The following is a 20,748-nucleotide window of genomic DNA, read 5'->3' as shown; positions in this document are numbered from 1 at the left end:
GTTCTTTTCTCACGACCGATCCTGTATTAAGAAAAATACAGATTTACGCTGCACGACCGAGGGAGGCGGCCCATGCCGGTGATCGAACTGCACCTCCTCGAAGGCTACGACGACGCCGCGCTGACCCGTATGGGCGCCGCGCTCACCGACGCTGTTCGCCTCGTCGTGCCGGCAGACCCCGAGGCGGTGACGGTGATGATTCACGAACGCCGCCCGGCGCAGTACATGCGCGGCCGGACGCAGCGGACCGGCGCGCCCGCCCTGCCCGACCCGGCCGAAACCGTCCGCGCCTATCTCGATGCGATGGAGGCGCGCGATCTGGACGCCGCACGCGCCCATCTGGGCGAGGGCTTCACCATGACCTTTCCGGGCACCGGCCCGATGACGACGCTGGAAGAGCTGATCGCGTGGTCGCGCCCGCGCTACGCCCGGATCGCCAAGACCTACGAGGCGATCGAGACCTGCCCGACCCCCGGTCCGGCGGTGGTCTATGCCCGCGGCACGCTGTCGGGCGAATGGCCCGACGGCGCGCCCTTCTCCGGCATCCGCTTCATCGACCGGTTCGAGCTGACCGGCGGCCGGATCACCCGGCAGGACGTCTGGAACGACATCGCGGAGATGCGCCCATGAACGATACGCCCCCACCGGCCGAGATCGACCCGATCACGCTCGCCGTCCTCGCCGGCCGGATGGAGCAGATCGCCGACGAGATGGACGCGACGCTGTTCCGCTCGGCCTTCAACCCGATCATCGCCGAGGCGCACGACGCCTCGCACGGGCTCTACCACGCGGAGACGGGCGATACGCTGGTGCAGGGCAAGTCCGGCCTGCCGATCTTCGTCGGCGTCATGTCCTTCGCCGTGCGCGCGGTGATCGACAAGCTGGCCGAGACCGGCGAAACGCCGCAGGACGGCGATATCTGGATCTTCAACGACGCGCATCTGGGTGGCACGCATCTCAACGACATGCGGCTTGTGCGCCCCTGTTTCCGCGACGGCGAGCTGTTCTGCTGGCTCGCCTCGGTCGGGCACTGGCACGACCTCGGCGGCGGCGCGCCGGGCAACTACAACCCCGCCGCCAAGGACGCCTTCCAGGAGGCCTTCGTGCTGCCGCCGGTCAAGCTCGCCCGCGCCGGAGAGATCGACCGCGGGATCCTCGACATCCTTCTGCGCAACACCCGCCTGCCGCAATCGGCCGAGGGCGATCTCAACGGCCAGCTCGGCGCGCTCGACCTCGGGATCCGCCGGATGGACGCGCTGCTCGACGAATACGGCGCGGGCACGGTGGCGGCGGCGCTCGACGCGCTGTCGGCCCGGGCCGAGACGCTGATGCGCGAGGAACTCAAGGCCCTGCCCGACGGGCGGTGGGAGGCCGAGGATTTCCTCGACAACGACGGCATCACCGACGAGGCGCTGCCGATCCGCGTCGCGCTCGAGATCGCCGGCGACCGCATGACGCTCGACTTCGCGGGCACCGCCCCGCGCTGCCAGGGCCCGGTGAACATCGCGCTGCCGACGGCGGTGGCCACCGCCTACGTCGCGATCAAGCACGTCTTTCCGATGCTGCCCGCCAATGCCGGGGTGATGCGCCCGATCGACGTGAAGATCCCTGAGGGCTCGCTTTTGTCGGCCGAGTTTCCGGCGCCGGTCGGCGGCTACACAGAGACGATCCTGCGGATGATCGACGTGATCTTCGCCGCCGCCGCGCAGGCCGCGCCCGACCGCGTGGTCGCCAACGCCTACGGCACGATCAACGCGCTCTCCATCGCCGGGCGGCGACGCGACGGCACGCCGTGGGTGATGTTCTCGTTCTACGGTGGCGGGCACGGCGGCTCGGCCGAGTCCGACGGGCTCAACCACGGCTCGGCGCCGATCTCGACCGCGACGATCCCGCCGATGGAGATCCTCGAGGCCGCGTACCCGGTCATGTTCCGCCACTGGGCGCTGCGCCCGGGCTCGGGCGGCGCGGGCGCGCATCGCGGCGGGCTCGGCGCGATCTACGAGATCGAGGTGCTCGAGGAGATGGGCGCCGAGGTGTTCCTCTTCGGCGAGCGCGGCAAGCATCCGCCCAAGGGCATCGCCGGGGGCGGCGACGCCGCGACCAACCGGTTTTCCTTCGAGACCGATGACGGCTGGGCCCGCCCGCCGATGGTATCCAAGATGCGCGGCATCCAGCTCCGGCAGGGGCAGGCGGTGCGGCTCGAAACGCCGGGCGGAGGCGGCTACGGCCCCGCCGCCGACCGTGACCCGGCCGCCATCGCCCGCGACGTGGCGCGCGGGCTTCTGACCGCGGACGAGGCCGAGAGGCTCTACGGCTGGACGGAGGGCCGCGCATGACCGGCAAGCGCATGATCGGCGTCGACGTGGGCGGCACGTTCACCGATGTCTTCTTTCTCGACGAGGGCACCGGCACCGCCCGCGTGGCCAAGGTGCCCACCACGCGGCCCGACCAGTCCGGCGGCTTTCTCGAAGGGATCCGGCGCGAGGTCGACGACCTCTCGACCCTCTCGGCGGTGATCCACGGCACCACGGCGGGCACCAACGCCCTGCTGGAGCGCAAGGGCGCGCGGATCGGCGTCATCACAACCGAGGGCCTGCGCGACGTGCTCGAGATGCGCCGCCGCGACCGCCCCCGCACCTGGGGCCTGCGCGGCGATTTCGAGCCCATCGTGCCGCGCGACCTGCGCCGCGAGGTGCCCGAGCGCACGCTGGCCGACGGCACGATCCGCGTGCCGGTCGACCTCGACGCGGTGCGCGCGGCGGGCGAGGCGCTGCGCGACGCGGGCTGCGACGCGGTGGCGGTGCTCTTTGCCCACGCCTACGCCAACCCCGAGAACGAGGCCCGCGCGGTCGAGGCGCTGCGCGCCTTCTGGCCCAATGCCCACGTGTCGGCCTCGTCCGAGATCCTGCCCGAGATCCGCGAGTTTGAACGCTTCTCGACCACCGCGCTCAACGCCTATCTGCAGCCCGAGGTGTCGGGCTATCTCGACCGGCTCGACGCGGCCCTGCGCGACGGCGGCTTCGGCGCGGAGTTCATGATCGTGCAGTCGAACGGCGGCGTGATGGGCGTCGACACCGCGTGCCGCCTGCCCGTCCGCACGGCGCTGTCGGGGCCGGCCGCGGGCGTGATCGCCGCCGCCTACATCGCCGGCGAGGCCGGGTTTCCGGACGTCATCACCGGCGACATGGGCGGCACCAGCTTCGACGTGTCGCTGATCGCCGGCGGGCGCTCGATGCTGGCGCCACAGACCGCCATCGATTTCGGCATGGTCGTGCGGACGCCGATGATCGAGATCACCACGATCGGCGCCGGCGGCGGCTCGATCGCCTGGGTCGACAAGGGCGGGCTTCTCAACATCGGGCCCGAAAGCGCGGGCTCCACTCCCGGTCCGGTCGCCTACGGCCAGTGCAACGACCGCCCCACGGTGACCGACGCCAACGTGGTGCTCGGCCGGATCGACCCCGACAACCCCATCGGCGGCAAGCTCGACCGGCTCGACGTCGCGGCGGCCGAACGCGCCATCGACACCCATGTCGGCGAAAAGCTCGGCCTCTCGACCGTCGCGGCGGCCGAGGCGATCCTGCGCGTCGCCAATTCCCGCATGGCCGGGGCGATCCGCCTCGTGTCGATCGAGCGCGGGTTCGACCCCAAGCGCTTCGCCTTCATGCCCTTCGGCGGCGGCGGCGCGCTCCACGCCGGCGCGATGCTGGCCGAAGTCGGGATCGGCCGGGCCATCGTGCCGCGCTATCCCGGCGTCACAAGCGCGATGGGATGCGTCATCGCCGACATGCGGCAGGACTTCGTGCAGACCGTGAACGCCACGGTGGACGCGCTCGACACCGATGCGCTGGCCGCCTTCATGCAGGATCACGTCGATACCGGGACCCGCATGCTCGAGGCGACCGAGACCCGGTTCGAGGCGCGCGAAACCCTGTTCGAGCTCGACATGGCCTATGTCGGGCAGACCCATACCGTCGCCGTGCCGCTGCCGGTCACGGTCACCGATGGCCGCGTCGCCGCGCCGAGCCGCGCGGCGGTGGCAGAGGCGTTCGACACCGCCTACCACGCGGCCTACGGCCGGCTCCTGCCGTCGGGAACGCGGCGGGTGATGAACCTGCGCTCGGCGGTGATCGGCAAGCGCCCGAAATTCGACCTCGCGACGCTCGCGCCCGCAGGTGGCACGGTCGAGGCCGCGCTGCGCGGCCATCGCCGCGTGCATTTCGGCGACGCCTGGCACGACACCGCGCTCTACGACAGGCTCGCCCTGCCGGTGGACGCGGTGATCGACGGGCCCGCGATCCTCGAACAGGCGGACACCACGGTGCTGATCGAACCGGGCCTCTCGGGCCGCGTCGATCCGCACGGCAACACGATCATCACGCGGAAGGACGGCCATGGCTGACACCATCGACCCCGCGCGCACGGCGCTCCTGACCATCGATCTGCAGAACGACTTCCTGCACCCCGAGGGCGCCTACGGGCGCGCCGACCAGCGGGCCGATGCCATCGCCGCGCTGCCCGACCGAATCCGGCCGGTGCGCGACGCGATGCGCGCGGCGGGCGGCGCCTACCTCTCGGCGCAGTTCACGCTGGTCCCGCGGCCCGACGGCACGCCGCTGATCTCGCCGCACCTGCAGGCGCTGCGGCCTTTCCTCGGGCCCGGCGACTTCGCGCCCGGCGGCTTCGGCCACGCGCTCGTCGATGCACTCGCGCCCGCCGACTACACGATCGAGAAGGTGGCCTATTCCGCCTTCTACCAGACGCGGCTGGAATTCCTGCTGCGCAAGCTCGGGATCGACACGCTCATCATCGGCGGCATCGTCACCAACGGCGGCGTCGCCTCGACAGTGCGCGACGCGCACCTGCGCGACATCGACACGGTGCTCCTGTCGGACGGGTGCGCCGCCTTCCGGGCGGAGGTGCACGACGCGACGCTCACGTCACTCGGCTCGCTCGGCGCGCAGATGACCTGCGCCGAGGCGGTGGCCGCGCTGGAGGGCGGACGATGAGCCTGCGCGCGCGGCTCGCCCGCGCCCCGATCCTCGTCGCGCCCGGGGTCTATGACGGCCTGACCGCCGCGCTTGCCGCCGAGGCCGGCTTCGAGGCACTCTACCTCTCGGGCGCGGCGGTCGCCTATACCCGGCTCGGCCGCCCCGATATCGGGCTCACCAGCGCCACCGAGATGGCCGACACGATGGCCCTCATCGCCGACCGCGTGTCGCTGCCCGTCATCATCGACGCCGATACCGGCTTCGGCAACGCGTTGAACGCGCAGCGCACGATGCGGATGTACGAACGCGCCGGCGCCGCCGCGTTGCAGGTCGAGGACCAGACCTACCCCAAGCGCTGCGGGCATCTGTCGGACAAGTCGCTGATCCCCGAGGCCGAGATGGCCGGAAAGATCGCCGCGATGGCCGATGCGCGCGCCAGCGACGAGACGCTCATCATCGCGCGTACCGACGCCATCGCGGTCGAGGGGATCGACGCCGCCTTCGCCCGCGCCGAGGCCTACATCGCCGCCGGCGCCGACGCCCTGTTCATCGAGGCGCCACGCTCGGGCGAGGAGATGGCCCGCGTGGCCCGGACCTTCGGCCATCGCCTGCCGCTCCTGGCCAACATGGTCGAGGGCGGCGCGACGCCGATCTCGTCGGCCTCCGACCTCGAGGCGATGGGCTTTTCCATCGTGATCTTTCCCGGCGGGATCGTGCGTGCGCTCGCGAAAACCGCGCAGGACTACTACGCCAGCCTGCACGCCCACGGCTCCAACCGCCCGTTCTCCGACCGGATGTTCGATTTCGGCGGGCTGAACGCGGTCATCGGCACCGACGCGATGCTGGCCGAGGGCGCGAAATGGGACGGCGAGGATGGCTGACCTCGCGCTCACGCCGGACGCGTTCGACCTGTCGGTCGGCACGCTGATCGTCGGCGGCGGCGCTTGCGGCATGGTCGCGGCGCTGGCGGCCGCCGAGGCCGGGCAGGAGGTGCTGGTGGTCGAGGCCGACCCGGTGCCGCAGGGCTCCACGGCGCTGTCGGCCGGGCTGATCCCCGCCGCCGGGACACGGTTCCAGCGCGACGCCGGCATCGACGACGATCCCGCCCGCTTTGCCGCCGACATCCAGCGCAAGGCCAAGGACGAGAACGACCCCGCGCTCGTCGCCGCGCTGGCCGAGGGCGCGGGCCCGGCGATCGAGTGGCTGGCCGACGGTTTCGGCCTGCCCTTCTCGGTCGTCACCGATTTCGACTATCCCGGCCATTCGCGCCGGCGGATGCACGGCCTGCCCTCCCGCGCGGGGCGCGAGCTGATCGACCGTCTGCGCGCCACGGTCGAGGGCGCGGGCATCGACGTGATCTGCGAGCGCCGGGTCGAGACGCTGTTCCACGACGGCCCGCGCGTGACCGGCGCCGCGCTCACCCGCCCCGACGGCGGGACCGAGACGGTCGGCTGCGACAAGCTCGTGCTGGCCTGCAACGGCTTCGGCGGCAACCGCGATATGGTGGCGCGGCACATGCCCGACATCGACGGCGCGGTCTGGTTCGGCCATGACGGCAACCGCGGCGAGGCGGTGGCGTGGGGCGAGGCGCTCGGGGCGGCGACGCGCCATCTCGGCGCCTACCAGGGCCACGGCAACGTCGCGCATCCGCACGGCATCCTCGTCACCTGGGCCACGATCGGCGAGGGCGGCGTGCAGGTGAACCGCGACGGCCACCGCTTCTGGGACGAGAGCCAGGGCTATTCCGAGGCCGCCCGCGTCGTGCTCGCCCAGCCCGGCGGCACCGCCGTCACCGTCTTCGACGACCGCATCGCCGGCATCGCCCGCCAGTTCGAGGATTTTCGCAATGCCGAGGCGCAGGGCGCGATCCGCACCGCCGACACGCTCTCCGAGCTGGCCGAGGCGCTCGACCTGCCGGCGGAGGCGCTGTCGGGCGCGCTGGCCGACATTCCCGCCGACGGCACCGACGCGTTCGGTCGCCGCTGGTCCGGCCAGCGCCTCGCGCCGCCCTATTGCGGCGTGCGCGTGACCGGCGCGCTCTTTCATACGCAGGGCGGGCTCGAGACCGACGGCACCGGCCGGGTGCGCGCGACGGACGGAAGGCCCTTTCCCAACCTCTTCGCCGCGGGCGGCGCCGCCTGCGGCGTGTCGGGCGCGGGCGACAGCGGCTACCTCTCGGGCAACGGCCTGCTCGCCGCGGTGGTCCTCGGCCGGGCGGCCGGCGCCGCCGCGGTCTGACCCCAACGCGCGGTGGGTGGACGTCGCCGCGCCGTCGGCGCGGTGGTCCGGCTCCGCAGGGCGGCCAGCCCGGCTGTCCGGCTCTGCCGAGAAATCGGTGCGAACATCGAAATCTGCCGCGCCACCAGCCCAGCTGTCTGCCTCTGCCCTGCGGTCGGCACGGCGGTGACCCGAGCGCTCAGGCCGGCCGCGTCAGGTCCGCGATCATCTTGTCCTTCAGCGCCGGGGTGACCTCGGGCTCCAGCCCGAACCACAGCTTCCACGCGGGCGGGCCCTGGTGCAGCAGCATGCCGAGCCCGCCGACGACCGTGTGCCCCCGCGCGCGCAGCGCCTCGAGGAACGGCGTTTCCAGCGGCGTGTAGACGATGTCCGCACCGATCGCGCCCTCGGCCACCTCGTCGAGCGGCAGGTCGAGCGGCGGCTGGCCGGCCATCCCGCAGCTCGTGGTGTTCACGATCAGCGCCGCCCCGTTCAGCGCCGCGCCCCGCTCCGCCCAGTCGACGACGCGGATCGGCCCGCCAAGATCGGCGACCAGCGTCTCGGCCCGCTCGCGGGTGCGGTTGACCAGCCGGATCTCGGACACGCCCACATCGGCCAGCCCGTGACAGACCGCGCGCGCCCCGCCGCCGGCGCCGATCACCACCGCCGGGCCGGCCTCGGCACGCCACTCGGGCGCGCTCTGGCGCAGGTTGCCCATGAAGCCCAGCCAGTCGTTGTTGGTGCCGAAGAGGCTGCCGTCCTCGCGCACCGCGACGCAAGAGATCGCGCCGATCTTCTCCGCCACGGGGTCGAGTTCATCGACCACCGCCATCGCCTCGAGCTTGTGGGGAATGGTCAGGTTGCAGCCGGCAAAGCGCAGCGGCCAGAGCCCGCGCAGCGCGGCCTCGACGGTGCCGGGCCGCACGGCAAGCGGCACGTAGGCCCCGCGCAGCCCGAGCTCCTGCATCCAGTGGCCATGCATCAGCGGCGAGCGCGAATGCATGACCGGCCATCCCATGACGCCGGCGAGGTGGAAGGTGTCGCTCATGCCGCATCCTCCAGCTTGGCCGCGAAGTGGTCCCAGGTGCGCCGGAACAGGCCCGGATTGCGCAGCTTCGCCTGCGCCGCCGCGATCTCGGCGTCGGTGAACACGTATGGCGTGCCGATCTGCTGGGCCATGTACTGCCGGCGCGCGTTCTCCTCGAGATAGGTGATGAGCACGAAGGCCTCGACGATGTCGGCGCCCACGGCCACCGCGCCGTGCGACTTCATCAGCGCCGCGGGCCGGTCGCGCAGCACCGCGTTGAGCCGCGCCGACATCTCTGGCGAATTGATCGAATCCGGCGTGTCGAGCGTATCGACCGGGTGCAGGAGCGTGCCCTGCGCGAACACCGGCCGGTAGCCGTGCCCGGTCATCGTCAGGTAGGTCGACCATTGCGGATGCGCATGCACCACGGCCTGCACGTCCGGGCGGTCGCGGTAGATCCCGGCATGCAGGTGAAACTCCAGCGGCGGCTTGCCGCGCCCCTCGATCAGCGTGCCGTCGAGGTCGATCGTGCAGATGTCTTCGGCCGTCAATCGCGAGCGCTGGCTGGAGCCGACGTTGATGAGCATCCCCGCGTCGCAGCGGATCGAGGCGTGGCCGTTGAAATCGATGATGCCCTGGTGCTCGAGCATTCTCAGGCACAGGGCGAGGTCGTCCTTGTCGCTCATGTCACCATCCCGTCTGGTCGCGGATTTCTCGCCGCCAGAGGTCCCAGGCCCGCCGGCCCGCCGTCTGGTTCGGCTGGTCGGCAAGCCGGCCCTCCTCGTCGGACAGGCTCGCCAGCGTCTCGGCGTCGCCGGCAAGCGCGAGCGCCCAGTGCTGCACCCGGGCGTTCACCTCGGTATAGACCGCGCGGAACACCGCCGTCTGCAGCGTCGGGCCGCAGGCGACCGACCCGTGCGCCCGCATCAGCGCCACCGGCCTGTCGCCGAGCGCCCGCGCCAGCGCCACGCCCTTGGCGTTGTCCGACACCAGCATGTCGGTGTCGCCGTGATCGCAGGCGATGTCGAACACCGGCACCCCGCCGGCGAGGAACGCGGCGTTGTGGAAACAGGCCTGCATCGGCGCCGTGACGAGCCCGAACGGGATCACCGAGGGTGAGTGCGAATGCACCACCGCGCCCACGTCCGGGCGCGCGCGGAAGATCTCGCCGTGGATGAACCGCTCGAGAAACCCCTTGCGGTCGTCGCCGTCGCAGGCGGCGCAGTCGAGGTCGAATTCCATGATGTCCGCGGGCTCCGTCAGCGCGGGCGCGAGCGCGCGCGGCATCAGGAACCGGTCGGACGCTTCCGGGTGGCGCATCGAGACGTGGCCGAAGCCGTCGACCACGCCGCGCGCGGCGAGGATGCGGCTCGCCGCCGCGATGTCGGCAAGGATCTCGGGCGCGACGGGACCGGCAGAGGCAGGCATCAGATGATCACCTTGGTGTTCACGCTGTCGGGAAAGATCTCGTCTGGCGTGAACTGCCGGTGGGCGATCCCCTGCTGGTAGGTGTAGAGGCCCATCGCCTCCCACGTCTTGCGGTTGGGCTCCACGCCGAAGGGGAACGGATCCTTGCCGAACATCTCCTGCATCTTGCGCCCGTAGGTCGGCAGCCACGCCAGCGGATAGCGCGACACCGCCGGATCCAGGAGCCGCTCGATGCTGCGCGCCTTCGACGCCTCGAACGCGTTGAAGAGGTTGCGCGCCACCCACGGATGCGCGTCGTGCACAGCCTTCTTCATCGCGACGATGTGCATGATCGGCCAGATGCCGGTGTCGCGGTAGTAGTCCTCTTCCATGCCGACGAAGTCGGGATAGAGCCGCTCCACGTCCGGGTGATCCTCGAGGAAACAGGTCGGCGGGCGGGCGATGATCGCGCAGTCGAGCTCACCCGACGCCAGCATCTGCGACAGAGACTGGTCCTTCACGCGCGTGATCTCCACGCCGTCGGGCAGGTTCAGCTCCACCTTCTCCTCGCGCCCGGGCGCGTTCGCGCCGGCCTGCACCCAGCGAATGCCCGACAGGTCCATGCCGAGGTCGTTCTGCATCCAGCCGCGGATCCAGACCGCCGCCGAATGCGCCCATTCGGGCGATCCGACGCTCTTGCCGATCAGGTCCTCGGGCCGTTTGATGCCCGCCTTGCGGTTCACATAGAACGACGAGAACCGGAACAGCCGCGAGCAGATCACCGGCAGGCCGATCAGGTCGCTGTCCTTGCGCGTCACCTGCGTGGAGAACTTGGCGAACGACATCTCCGACAGGTCGAACTCGCGGTTCGCCGTCATCCGGGCAAAGCACTCGTGGTGCCCCAGGAGCAGCCAGTTGAGGTCGATCCCCTCGGGCGCCACGGCCCCGGTCCGGATGTCGCGGAAGTGGTCGTAATCGGTCGTCGCGATGGTCAGCGGCAGTTGGGTCATGGTGTCCGTTCGTCGGTGAGGGATCAGTTTCGGATGGTCTGCAGGAACCACGCGTCGGGAAGCTCGCGGCCCAGCCCCTCGGCCAGCGCGGCCTCGTAGACCTTGCCGGCGACGGCGTGGAACTGCGCGCCCTGCAGGTTGCCGCGCTCGGACCACGTGATCTGGTCGTCGCGCGTGCGCCCCGGCGCGTCGCCCGACACGAGATCGGCGAAGTGCACGCGCTTTTCGGGCAGCATCACGCCGTGGGCGCGCTTTTTCTTGCCGGGCGGGCCGTCGTAATTGGCCACGCGCCAGGTCAGGAATTCGTCGTCCATCGTCTCGTGGCCGAGCGCGGGCGGCGCGTCGCCGAAGCGCAGGTAGACGTCCACCCGCTCCATCGTGCGCGCGTCCGGAAGGCCACCGCCGCCGATGTTCACCACGTGCGTTCCGGGCTCCAGCAGGTCGCCGTTCAGCACCGGCGCCGCCGCATCGGTCAGCGCCGCGACGATGTCGGCGCCGCGATAGATGTCCTCGGGCCGCTCGCAGACGGTGACCTCGATGCCGTGGCGCTCGGCCATGCGCGCGCCGAACGCCTCGCGGTTGGCGCGGGTCGGCGAATAGACCTGCAGCTTGCGGATCTTCCGCGCGAGGCAGAACGACAGCATGTGCGTCTCCGCCATCCCGCCGGACCCGAGCATCCCGACGACCGCGGCGTCGTCGCGCGCCATGTGCTTGACCCCGAGCCCGCCGTCGCCGCCCACACGCATGTGCTGCAGCACACCGTCGTTGATGAGCGCCAGCGGGCGGCCCGTCTCGGTGTCGGTCAGGAAGATCAGGCCGCAGAACAGCCCCGGCTGGTGGCAGTATTTCTCCTGCGTGCGGGTGCCGTCGTCGGCGGTGGTGTAGTGGATGATGTCCGATTTCATCCGGATCGCGAAATAGCCGCCGGCGGCACCGCCCTCCATCGTGCCCCAGCGGTATTCCCGCGCCGGGTCCGATGTCGGGATCGACACGTCGATGCGCGGCCGGCAGATTCCCTGCCCCCGCGCCACCTGCAGGTACGAGGTCTCCAGCGCCTCCATCGTGTCCGCCATCGTCAGCAGGCGATGGACGGCATCGTTGTCGATCAGCAGCATCGCGCGCTCACAGCAGGCGTTCGAGGATCAGGCCCTGGAACAGTGACAGTTCCAGCAGCCACACGAAGACCCCCCACATCACCAGGAACGTCCCCGCCCCGGCGAACAGCGCGTTGCGCCAGCGATCCCCGCTCGAGAAGCGCACGAAGGCGGCGACGAGGATCGGCCCGCCGATGATGAAGCCGAAGCCCAGGAGCGCCCCGGCGAAGGCGAAGAGCCACGCGAACGCCTGAAGCTCGGTCTGCGCCTCCTTGGGCGTGCGCGCATCCGCCCCGGGCTCCGGCGGCGGGGCGGGCTCGGGCTCCGTCGCGCGCAGGTCGATCACCAGCTGCGCGAGGCACAGAAGCAGCCCCGGAACGCCGATCAGCAGCGGCATGAAGGCCGCCTTCTGCGGCAGCGCCAGCGCCAGGAGGCAGGCCCCGCCGAACAGCCCGCTCATCACGACGGTGGTCGCCACGCGTCCCTTAGATGTCATAATGCACCTCCTTGCTCGCGGGATCGGCGCTGTACTGGCGCCAGATGTAGGCCCCGATGGTCAGAAGGATCATCGCGATGAAGACGAGGCTGAGCGGCCGCAGGAAGAAGGTCGGTCCCCAGATCGCCAGCGCCTTGTGGATCGAATCCTCGGCGATCGCCCCGAGGACGAGGCCGATCACGAAGGGCGGGCGCGGCCAGCCGTATTTCTTGAGAAAGTAGCCCAGCACCCCGATGCCCACGAGCATGACCATGTTCTGCCACGCGGCCTCGGACAGGTAGGCACCGAGGAACGCGAGCACGAGCACGAACGGGATCAGCAGCGCGCCGCGCACGTAGACCAGGAGCGAGAACATCGGCGCCATCGCCAGGAAGACGAAGATCGACAGGAAGTTCGCCAGCGCGAGCGCCCAGATCAGCGACCACACGAGGTCCATCCCGGTGAGCGCGATGTGCGGGCCGGGCTGGATGCCCAGCATCACGAACGCGCCGATCAGGATCGCCATGCCCGACGATCCCGGCACCCCGAAGAACAGCGTCGGCAGCAGCGACCCGCCCTCCTTGGAGTTGTTGGCGGTCTCGGGCGCGATCACCCCGCGCACGTCGCCCTTGCCGAAGTTTTCGGGGTTCTTGGAGCTCTGGACGGCGTGGCCGTAGCAGAGCCACGACGCCGCGTCGCCGCCGAGCCCCGGGATCGCGCCGATCGCGGCGCCGAGGATCGCGGTGCGGATGCTGAGCCACCAGTTGCGGAAGACGTCGAAGATGCCCTCGATCACCTGCCGGATGTCGTAGCGGTGGGCCTTGCCCTCGACTTCGGAGATCGAGCCGCCCTTCACCCCGAGCGCCAGCATTTCGGGGATCGCGAAGAGCCCCAGCACCGCGGCGACGACGCTCACGCCCTCCCACAGGAACAGCTGATCGAAGGTGAAGCGCTGCGAGCCGGTATGCGGATCGAGCCCCACGAGCGACACGAGGATGCCGAGAAAGCCGACGGCGATCCCCTTGATCAGCGAGCGCCCCGACAGCATCGCGATGAAGGTGATGCCGAACAGCGCGAGCAGGAAGAACTCCGCCGGGCTGAACGACAGCACGACCGGCCGCAGGACCGGCAGCATCATCGCGAGGAACAGCGCCCCGATCACCCCGCCGAAGCCCGACGCGCCCAGCGAGGCCCCGAGCGCGCGGCCGGCCTCGCCGCGCTGCGCCATCGGGTAGCCGTCGACGATCGTCGCGGCGTCGGGGCCGGTGCCCGGCACCCCGAACAGGATCGACGGCACCGACCCGCCGGTATGCACGACCGCGTGCATCGCCAGAAGGAACACCGCGCCCGCGAGCGGGTCCATCCCGAAGACGAACGGAATGAGCAGAACGATCCCGAGCTTGCCGCCAAGCCCCGGCACCGCCCCGAAGAACATGCCGATCGGAATGGCGAGGACGATCAGCCCCAAGAGGTAGGGCGTCGTCAGGATGTGCAGCAGCGGGCCGAAAATCGCCGCGAAGTCCATGTGGTTCTCCTCCCAGCCCGCCGGCGCGTCTGGTTCGGCGCGGATCCGGCGGGGTGCGCGCCGCCCTCCCCGGCGCCACGCATCGTCGAAGCGTAGGGGAGGGATTGCCGCCGGGGCAAACCAATGTGGACCGCCGTTCCTTCATGCGGAATATAGCATCCGTCGCGGTTGCCCGCCCGGGCGTCCGGGCCGTCCTATCGGGCGGCGCCCCGATCCGGGCGCGGCGACACTTGGGAGGAGAGACGCGATGCAGGTCGGATTTGTCGGACTGGGGGCGATGGGCGCGGCGATGGCGGGCCATGTCGTCCGGGCGGGCCACGACGTGATCGGCTACGACACCGATGCCGATGCGCTCGATGCGGCGCGCGAACAGGGCGTGGTGCCGGTCGGCGATCTCGCCGACATCGCCGGACGCGCCGAGGTGGTGATCGTCGTCGTGGCGACCGACGCCCAGAGCCGTGCGGTGGTCGAGGCGCTGATCGCCGCCGGCCAGACCGCCGGCAGCGTCATCGCCGTGGCCGCGACGAACCATCCCAAGACGATGATCGCGCTGGCCGAACACTGCGCCGAGGCCGGCGTCGGCTTCGTCGACGCGCCGGTCTGCTACGGGCTGCAGGGCGCGAAGGCCGGCGATCTCATCAGCCTCTGCGGCGGCGCGGCGGCGGACGTGGAAAAGGCCGAGCCGGTGCTGTCGGCCTATTCGCGCAGTGTCGAGCATCTCGGGCCGTCGGGCTCGGGCCAGCTCGGCAAGACCTGCAACAACATGATGCACTGGGCCGCCTGCGTGGCGAACTACGAGGTGCTGGCGCTCGCCAAGTCCTGCGGCATCGACGCCCAGGCCATGCGCGAGACGCTGCTGAAATGCCCGGCGCGGAACACCACGCTCGAACGCTGGGACACCTCGCGCTTCACCTGGCATCAAAAGGACATGGACGTGGCGCTCGACCTCAGCCAGCAGGCCGGGCTCGCGCTGCCGCTCTTCGGCGCGGTCGACCAGCTGGTCAAGCGGCTGGGCCCCGACCGGGTGCGCGAATTGCTGCACGAGGACGAGGCCGAGTACCTCGGCCTGCCGATCGCCGTGCGCAGCCTCCGCGAGGTCACTGCGGAGTAGCGGCCGGTTCCGCTATATGAAACGGCGTGCCGTTGACGGGAAAGCCCGCGGCTCTGTAGGCTTCGGGCGCAAGCCACTCAGGGAGGAGAGCGGATGTCAGAGACCTCCGAAACCGACGGCGGCGTCGGCCACAACAGCGACAAGCGCGAAAAGGTCGTTTGGGAACGCTGGACGAAGAAGCGCACCTTCGTGCGCGCGCTCGAAGGCACCTACGGCCAGCTCAAGGAAGAGCTCTACAACCAGCCGCGCGTCTACCGCACCTCGGACATGAAGTGGAAGGGCGGCCCCCACAACTTCGGCAAGAAGGTCATCAACCCGCAGGCCAACCGGATCGCGCAGTCGATCGAGGCCCACGTGGATGCCTTCGCGCCGCACGGCTACGGCCAGATCCACGGCCACATGAACTCGGCGGTGTTCTTCGTGCTCAAGGGCCACGGCCACGATATCCACGACGGGCGCAAGCTCCCGTGGGAGGCCGGCGACGCGCTGATCGTCGAAAACGCCTGCGTGCACCAGCACCTGAACGACAGCGACGACGAGACCTTCGTGCTCGTGCTCAAGGCCAAGCCGCTGTTCCTCTTCATGCACATGATCTTTCAGAAAATGGTGGAGTTCCCGCCCGAGGACCCGGTGCCGGGTCACGAGGACTACACCCCGCCTGCCAGCCTGTGAGGAGGACGCAATGAGCATGGATCCGACCACCTTCGCCGACGTGATCGAACGCCAGCGCGCCAAGTCGCAGGGCCCCGAGGTCAGCTTCTACAACGACGCGCTGAAGGCGAGCCAGCAGTTCCGCAAGGACTACGACAACCGCCTGAACGTCGTGAAGCACGACCAGATGCCGATGGAGCGCTCGGCCGACGGGCTCATCAAGCACGTCATCAACGAGCAGATGGACACCAAGGAATGCTGCATCGACATCTACATGCAGTTCATCGAGGCGGCCAAGGCCACCGGCACCTCGCGCCACCTGTCCGAAGAGATCGCCTTCGTCATCGAGGGAACCGGCTACGACCTGCACTACGACGTGCAGTTCGAATGCAAGGTCGCCTTCGAATGGACGTGGGACACCACGCCAAAGCGCTTTGACTGGGGCCCGGGCGATTTCATCTACGTGCCGCCCTACGTCGCGCACAAGCGGTTCAACACGTCCGACATCGAAGCCCGCGTCATCGTCTGCAACAGCCGGGTGATGAAGGCGATCGGCCTCGACTGGTTCGACCAGCTCGAACCGGCCGAGGGCTTCGAGGACGTCTGGGTTCCCCCCGCGGACGAGTGACGCGGGGGACGCACACGCGGCGGAGACCGGCCCGGAGGAGCAAGGAGCGCGCCGGCGCCGCCGCGATCACAGGGAGGAGGAAACCCCAATGAAACGGACCCTAGCGGTGGCGGCCCTCGCCGCCACGACCGCCCTGCCCGCCGCGGCGCAGGACGACTTCTACGCGGGCAAGACGCTCACCTACATCATCGCGACCAACCCGGGCGGCAACTACGATGCCTATGGCCGGCTGATCGGGCGCTACCTCGAGGACGCGCTTGGCGTCGACAGCGTGGTGTTCAAGAACCTTCCCGGAGCGGGCCACATCATCGGGGCCAATTCGCTCTATGCCGCCGATGCCGACGGCCTGACGATCGGCACGTTCAACACCGGGCTCATCTACGCGCAGATCCTGCAGCGGCAGGGCATCCAGTTCGATCTCGACGAATTCGAGTGGATCGGCAAGGCGGCGGCGGATCCGCGCGTGATCGTGCTGTCGGAAAACAGCGGCTTCTCCAGCTTCGAGGACCTGATGGCCTCCGAGGAGACGGTGCTGTTTGCCGCCTCGGGCGTCGGGTCGGCCTCGTTCACCGAGACGCGGATGCTGTCGGACGGGCTCGAGCTCAACGTCGACCTCATCCCCGGCTACCAGGGCAACGAGGGCGAGATGGCGATGATGCGCGGCGAGGTCGTGGGCCAGGTCGGCTCGCTGTCGTCGCTGCAGCCCTTCATCGACGCCGGCAACGGCTTTCTCGCCGTCGCCATCGGCGGCGACGCGGAGCCCAAGGCGATCGACTACGCCTCGACCGACAAGGCCCGCTCGATCGTCAACCTGATCGACGCGATGTCCAACCTCGGCCGCCTGACCGCCGCGCCTCCGGGCACCCCGCCCGAGCGTGTGGAAGACCTGCGCGACGCCTACATGGCGGTGATGGAGGATCCCGAGTTCCTCGCCGAGGCCGAGAAGCTGGGCCTGCCGATCGAGGCCGCGCGGGGCGACGAGGTGGCCGAGAGCGTGCAGGCCGCGCTGCAGCAGAGCCCCGAGACGGTGCAGATCATCTCGTCGGCGCTCAATGTCGAGGTGCCGACGATCAAGGCGACCTCCGAGATCCTGTCGCTCGAGGACGGCAACAAGGCGGTCGGCTTCATGTCGGGCGACGAAGAGATCGTGGCCGAGGTGTCGGGCTCGCGCACCGAGCTGACCATCGACGGCGAAGGCGCCACCCGCGACGCGCTCGCGGTCGGGATGGTCTGCGACATCGAGTACGACCCCAACCACGAGGCCAACGAACCCAAGGTCATGGCCTGCACGAGCAATTGAGGCGGCGCCCGAGAGGCCGTCCGACCCGGCGCCCTCCGCAGGGGGCGCCGGTTTGCGTTCGGCGGGGTGCCGCGGTGGCCGCGCCTATCGCGGCCGCACGCCGTAGGTCTCGAGGCTGCGGCGCACGTGCTCGTCCGCGTCGCGCTCGGGAAAGATCCGCCAGCTCGGCGCGATGATCGGCACGGCCCGCTCGATCCGGAGCACGATCACGTTGCGGATCGGGAAATCCGGCCCGGCCAGGTCGCGCAGCGGCGCGGCGCGCGCCGCGAACTCCGGCGCGCCGCTCTCGACGATCTCGGCCGCGCCCATAAGCTTGTGGCCCCTCTCGCGAAAGACGTCGATCAGGCTGACGCAGACGCGCGGATTGACCCGGATCGCCCGGATCGATCCCGCGGACGCGATATCTGCGATGCAGAAGCTGTCGCCGTCCCGGTGCCAGATCTCCTTGGGCGACACGCTCGGCTGTCCCGCCGCGTCGACGGTCGCCAGCCAGCACAGCACCGCGTGGCGGCAGGTGTCCTCGAGGGTCCACTCGGCGTCGTGGGTCACGGTGTCCTCCCCGGATCTGCTCCGACGAGAACCCTAGCCGCCGCGCCGACCCGCCGAAAGACGCCCCGGCCCGGCGCCGGGGGCGCCGTCACTCCGTCAGGTGGCGCGCGAAGAAGTCGAGCGTCTGCGCCCAGGCCCGCTCGGCCGCCACCGCGTCGTAGCGGGGCGTCGTGTCGTTGTGAAAGGCGTGCTGCACACCCGGGTGCATGACCGCCTCGTAGGTCTTGCCGTGCTCTTTCAGCGCCGCCTCGTAGGCCGGCCATCCCGCGTTCACCTTCTCGTCGGCCTCGGCGTAGTGCAGCAGCAGCGGCGCCTCGATCCGCGGCACGTCCGCGGGATCGGGCTGGCGCCCGTAGAAGGCGACGCCGGCCGAGAGGTCCGGATAGCGCACGGCCAGCGTGTTCACCATCGCGCCGCCCCAGCAGAACCCGAGCGCCCCGGTCCGCGACGTCGTGTCGGCATGGTCGCGCAGCACCTCGTAGCCCGCGCAAAAATCCGCGCGCAGCTTGTCCTGGTCGAGCGCGGCCTGCATCTCGCGGCCGTCGTCGTCGTTGCCGGGATAGCCGCCTTCGGCCGACAGCCCGTCGGGCGCCAGCGCGATGTAGCCGGCCTTGGCCAGCCGCCGCGCGACATCCTCGATATACGGGTTGAGCCCGCGGTTCTCGTGGATGACGAGCACGCCCGGGCGCGGGCCGTCGGCCTCGGCCGGCCGCGCCAGAAGCGCCGACACCGTGCGGTGCCCCTCGGGACTGCGATAGTCGATCCGCGCGGTTCGGATCGCCGGATCGTCCGGCGCGACCTGCGGCGCGGCGCCGTAATCGGGCGCGAGGCTGTCGAGAAGCGCCTCGGCGCTGCCGCCCTCGGCCACGTGCGGCGCCGCGTCACGCAGGAACGCCTCGCGCGTGATCCGCCCGTGCGCCAGCGCGTCGTAGAGTTCAAGGATGCGCGGGTGAAAGTCCTTGGCCGTCAGTCCGGTGCTCATCTGTCGTGCTCCCTGTCGGATGACTCAGCGGTGGCGGGTGATGACGTCGACCAGCGCTGGCTTGCCGGACTTCACCACCTCGAGCGCGCGGGCGATGGCCGGCGCCACATCCGCCGGCGTGTCGATCGGCCCCTCGCCCCACATGCCCATGCCGCGCGCGATGGTGGCGAAATCCGGCTCGGGCCCGAAGATGTCCATGCCGATATGCGCCTTGCGCTCGTCGGTGCCGCGCTGGCGCGCCATGCGGATCTGGTGGTGCCAGTCGTTGTAGTAGGCGCGGTTGTTGAACATCACGATCAACAGCGGGATCTCGTGCTTGGCCGCGGTCCAGAGCGCGCCGGCGTCGTACATCAGGTCGCCGTCGGGCTGGATCGCCACGCACACCCTGTCGGTGTTCTTGTGCGCGAGCGCGACGCCAAGGCTCATGCCGATCTGCGTCGAGGTCCCGAGCCCCTTGCCGGGATGCCGGTGCGGCGCATCGAAATCCCAGAGCTTGCGCGTCCATTGCCGCAGCGTGCCCGAGGTCAACACCCAGTCCTCCTCCTTGATGACCGACCAGATCTCGTCGGCCAGCCGCGCGGTCGTCAGCGGAGAGGCGTCGCGCTCGGCCTTCGCCTCTTCGGCCCACTGCGCGAAGATCGCGTCGTGCCGCTCGGCGATGCGGGCCTTGCGCGCCGCGATCCGCTCGGGCAGCGCCGGGTCCTCGGCGATCAGCCGCGTCGCGATCTCGGTCATCTGCGGCATGGCGAGCCGCGGATCGCCGAGCGCCGACAGCCGCTTCGGCAGGTAGCGCCCGTAATCGAGCGACCACGACCCGATCCCGGTCTCGTGAAAGCCCACGTCCATCCAGACGCACTCCTCCGACAGGTAGCTGTCGAGCTGGCGCGTCGTGCTGTCGAGCTTCGCCGTCGCCTTTTCCCAGTCGACGACATCGAGCGCGAGGATCGCGTCGGCCTGCGACAGGCTCTCGGTGTCCATCGACAGGGCCTGCGGATGCCGGTTCGGAAAGCACAGCGCCGAATTGACGTCCCACACCGCGACGCCCAGCGTTTCGGCCAGCGTCACCAGCTTGTCGAAGTTGCCCGGCTGGCGGCCGGTGAACTCCGCCATGATCCACGGCCGCTCGGCGTAGAGGAGCGTGCGCACGATCTGCTCTAGCGTGCCGGGGTCGGCGGCCATCGGCGACGGCGCGGCCTGCATCGACGCGTCGGGCAGCGTCACCTCGGTGGTCAGCGGCGTCTCCTGTAGCATCGCGTCGTAGCACAGGTAGGTCGGCCCGGCCGGCTCGGTCACCATCGCCGAATAGGCCCGCATGAAGCTGTCGGGCACGCCGTCGATCGTGTGCGGCTGGTAGTCGAACTTGGTGAAGTTGCGCACCGCGTCGCCCTGGCTCTGCGCGGTGTGGTGCCAGTCAGACCGCGGGCGCCGCTTGCTTTCGTCCATCGGGCCCGTGGCCCCGAGGATGAAGACCGGCGCGCGGTCGGTGAAGGCGTAGTAGATCGCCATCTGCCCGTGCAGCAGCCCCACGAGATCGTGCAGGATGCACGCCATCGGCCGCCCCGTCGCCTTGGCGTAGCCGTGGGCGATCTGGACGGCGGTTTCCTCGTGCTGGCAGACCAGCATCTTGGGCGTGTCCTCGCCGTAGTTGATCAGGCTGTCGTGCAGCCCCCGGAACGATGCGCCGGGATTGATGGCGATGTATTCGAACCCGTAGTGCTGCAGCAGGTCGACGATCACGTCGGACTGGTATTTCTGGTAGACCTTCGTTCCGTCGGCCATCT

The 20,748-nt window shown here is 70.2% G+C and carries 20 protein-coding genes; 10 read left to right on the top strand and 10 right to left on the bottom strand.

Annotated elements, in window-relative coordinates; translation table 11 throughout:
* The first annotated feature begins 72 nt into the window (after positions 1-72).
* The 6 genes from ROJ8625_RS16245 to ROJ8625_RS16220 are packed head-to-tail and all read left to right on the top strand — an operon-like array spanning position 73 to position 7,229.
* A complete protein-coding gene (locus ROJ8625_RS16245) occupies positions 73-630 on the top strand; it encodes a nuclear transport factor 2 family protein (protein WP_085792977.1) in 558 nt (185 codons plus the stop codon).
* Complete coding sequence (locus tag ROJ8625_RS16240; RefSeq protein WP_085792976.1) at positions 627-2,336, top strand: hydantoinase B/oxoprolinase family protein; 1,710 nt, start codon at positions 627-629, stop codon at positions 2,334-2,336. The genes ROJ8625_RS16245 and ROJ8625_RS16240 overlap by 4 nt, the downstream gene beginning before the upstream one ends.
* The gene (locus ROJ8625_RS16235; protein WP_085792975.1) at positions 2,333-4,402 is read left to right on the top strand and encodes a hydantoinase/oxoprolinase family protein; all 2,070 of its coding nucleotides are present in this window, start codon (positions 2,333-2,335) and stop codon (positions 4,400-4,402) included. The genes ROJ8625_RS16240 and ROJ8625_RS16235 overlap by 4 nt, the downstream gene beginning before the upstream one ends.
* Complete coding sequence (locus ROJ8625_RS16230) at positions 4,395-5,009, top strand: cysteine hydrolase family protein (RefSeq protein ID WP_200813326.1); 615 nt, start codon at positions 4,395-4,397, stop codon at positions 5,007-5,009. The genes ROJ8625_RS16235 and ROJ8625_RS16230 overlap by 8 nt, the downstream gene beginning before the upstream one ends.
* The gene (locus ROJ8625_RS16225) at positions 5,006-5,872 is read left to right on the top strand and encodes an isocitrate lyase/PEP mutase family protein (protein WP_085792974.1); all 867 of its coding nucleotides are present in this window, start codon (positions 5,006-5,008) and stop codon (positions 5,870-5,872) included. Before ROJ8625_RS16230 ends, ROJ8625_RS16225 begins: the two co-directional genes overlap by 4 nt.
* Positions 5,865-7,229 carry an FAD-dependent oxidoreductase gene (locus tag ROJ8625_RS16220; RefSeq protein ID WP_085792973.1) on the top strand — a complete coding sequence of 455 codons (1,365 nt, stop codon included), beginning with the start codon at positions 5,865-5,867 and terminating at the stop codon, positions 7,227-7,229. Before ROJ8625_RS16225 ends, ROJ8625_RS16220 begins: the two co-directional genes overlap by 8 nt.
* A gap of 178 nt (positions 7,230-7,407) precedes the next feature.
* On the opposite strand, the gene ROJ8625_RS16215 is transcribed toward ROJ8625_RS16220, so the two are convergent.
* From ROJ8625_RS16215 to ROJ8625_RS16185, 7 genes are read right to left on the bottom strand one after another with little or no spacing between them, the layout of a single operon-like run.
* Positions 7,408-8,256 carry a shikimate dehydrogenase gene (locus tag ROJ8625_RS16215; protein ID WP_085792972.1) on the bottom strand — a complete coding sequence of 283 codons (849 nt, stop codon included), beginning with the start codon at positions 8,254-8,256 and terminating at the stop codon, positions 7,408-7,410.
* Positions 8,253-8,921, bottom strand: a complete 669-nt coding sequence (locus ROJ8625_RS16210) for a class II aldolase/adducin family protein (protein ID WP_085792971.1) — start codon at positions 8,919-8,921, stop codon at positions 8,253-8,255. Before ROJ8625_RS16210 ends, ROJ8625_RS16215 begins: the two co-directional genes overlap by 4 nt.
* 1 nt (position 8,922) lies before the next feature.
* A complete protein-coding gene (locus ROJ8625_RS16205; RefSeq protein WP_085792970.1) occupies positions 8,923-9,663 on the bottom strand; it encodes a class II aldolase/adducin family protein in 741 nt (246 codons plus the stop codon).
* Complete coding sequence (locus ROJ8625_RS16200; RefSeq protein ID WP_085792969.1) at positions 9,663-10,652, bottom strand: substrate-binding domain-containing protein; 990 nt, start codon at positions 10,650-10,652, stop codon at positions 9,663-9,665. The genes ROJ8625_RS16205 and ROJ8625_RS16200 overlap by 1 nt, the downstream gene beginning before the upstream one ends.
* Before the next feature lie 23 nt (positions 10,653-10,675).
* Positions 10,676-11,767 (bottom strand): ornithine cyclodeaminase family protein, encoded by a 1,092-nt coding sequence (locus tag ROJ8625_RS16195; protein ID WP_085792968.1) that lies wholly within the window; start codon positions 11,765-11,767, stop codon positions 10,676-10,678.
* A 7-nt stretch (positions 11,768-11,774) separates the two neighbouring features.
* Positions 11,775-12,242, bottom strand: a complete 468-nt coding sequence (locus ROJ8625_RS16190) for a tripartite tricarboxylate transporter TctB family protein (protein WP_085792967.1) — start codon at positions 12,240-12,242, stop codon at positions 11,775-11,777.
* Positions 12,232-13,746 (bottom strand): tripartite tricarboxylate transporter permease, encoded by a 1,515-nt coding sequence (locus ROJ8625_RS16185; RefSeq protein WP_085792966.1) that lies wholly within the window; start codon positions 13,744-13,746, stop codon positions 12,232-12,234. Before ROJ8625_RS16185 ends, ROJ8625_RS16190 begins: the two co-directional genes overlap by 11 nt.
* A gap of 247 nt (positions 13,747-13,993) precedes the next feature.
* Here ROJ8625_RS16185 and ROJ8625_RS16180 point away from each other — a divergent pair, with 247 nt between their 5' ends.
* From ROJ8625_RS16180 to ROJ8625_RS16165, 4 genes are all read left to right on the top strand, one after another.
* Positions 13,994-14,857: an NAD(P)-dependent oxidoreductase gene (locus ROJ8625_RS16180; RefSeq protein WP_085792965.1), complete on the top strand. Its 864-nt coding sequence runs from the start codon at positions 13,994-13,996 to the stop codon at positions 14,855-14,857.
* Between the two features lie 93 nt (positions 14,858-14,950).
* Complete coding sequence (locus ROJ8625_RS16175; RefSeq protein ID WP_085792964.1) at positions 14,951-15,529, top strand: cupin domain-containing protein; 579 nt, start codon at positions 14,951-14,953, stop codon at positions 15,527-15,529.
* Positions 15,530-15,539: 10 nt separating this feature from the next.
* Positions 15,540-16,136, top strand: coding sequence for a cupin domain-containing protein (locus ROJ8625_RS16170; protein ID WP_085792963.1), 597 nt, complete (start codon positions 15,540-15,542; stop codon positions 16,134-16,136).
* A gap of 88 nt (positions 16,137-16,224) precedes the next feature.
* Positions 16,225-17,436 carry a Bug family tripartite tricarboxylate transporter substrate binding protein gene (locus ROJ8625_RS16165; protein ID WP_085792962.1) on the top strand — a complete coding sequence of 404 codons (1,212 nt, stop codon included), beginning with the start codon at positions 16,225-16,227 and terminating at the stop codon, positions 17,434-17,436.
* A gap of 84 nt (positions 17,437-17,520) precedes the next feature.
* On the opposite strand, the gene ROJ8625_RS16160 is transcribed toward ROJ8625_RS16165, so the two are convergent.
* The 3 genes from ROJ8625_RS16160 to ROJ8625_RS16150 form a co-directional block, all read right to left on the bottom strand.
* Entirely contained in the window at positions 17,521-17,985 is a 465-nt protein-coding gene (locus ROJ8625_RS16160; RefSeq protein ID WP_085792961.1) for a pyridoxamine 5'-phosphate oxidase family protein, read from the bottom strand.
* A gap of 88 nt (positions 17,986-18,073) precedes the next feature.
* Positions 18,074-18,967, bottom strand: coding sequence for a dienelactone hydrolase family protein (locus tag ROJ8625_RS16155; RefSeq protein ID WP_085792960.1), 894 nt, complete (start codon positions 18,965-18,967; stop codon positions 18,074-18,076).
* A 24-nt stretch (positions 18,968-18,991) separates the two neighbouring features.
* Positions 18,992-20,746 carry a thiamine pyrophosphate-binding protein gene (locus ROJ8625_RS16150; RefSeq protein ID WP_085792959.1) on the bottom strand — a complete coding sequence of 585 codons (1,755 nt, stop codon included), beginning with the start codon at positions 20,744-20,746 and terminating at the stop codon, positions 18,992-18,994.
* Positions 20,747-20,748 lie beyond the last annotated feature (2 nt).

The sequence above is a fragment of the Roseivivax jejudonensis genome (genome assembly GCF_900172265.1).
Taxonomy (GTDB): Bacteria; Pseudomonadota; Alphaproteobacteria; order Rhodobacterales; family Rhodobacteraceae; genus Roseivivax; species Roseivivax jejudonensis.
The sequence above is the reverse complement of the archived record's forward strand: the minus strand, read 5'-3'. Positions and strand labels throughout refer to the sequence as shown.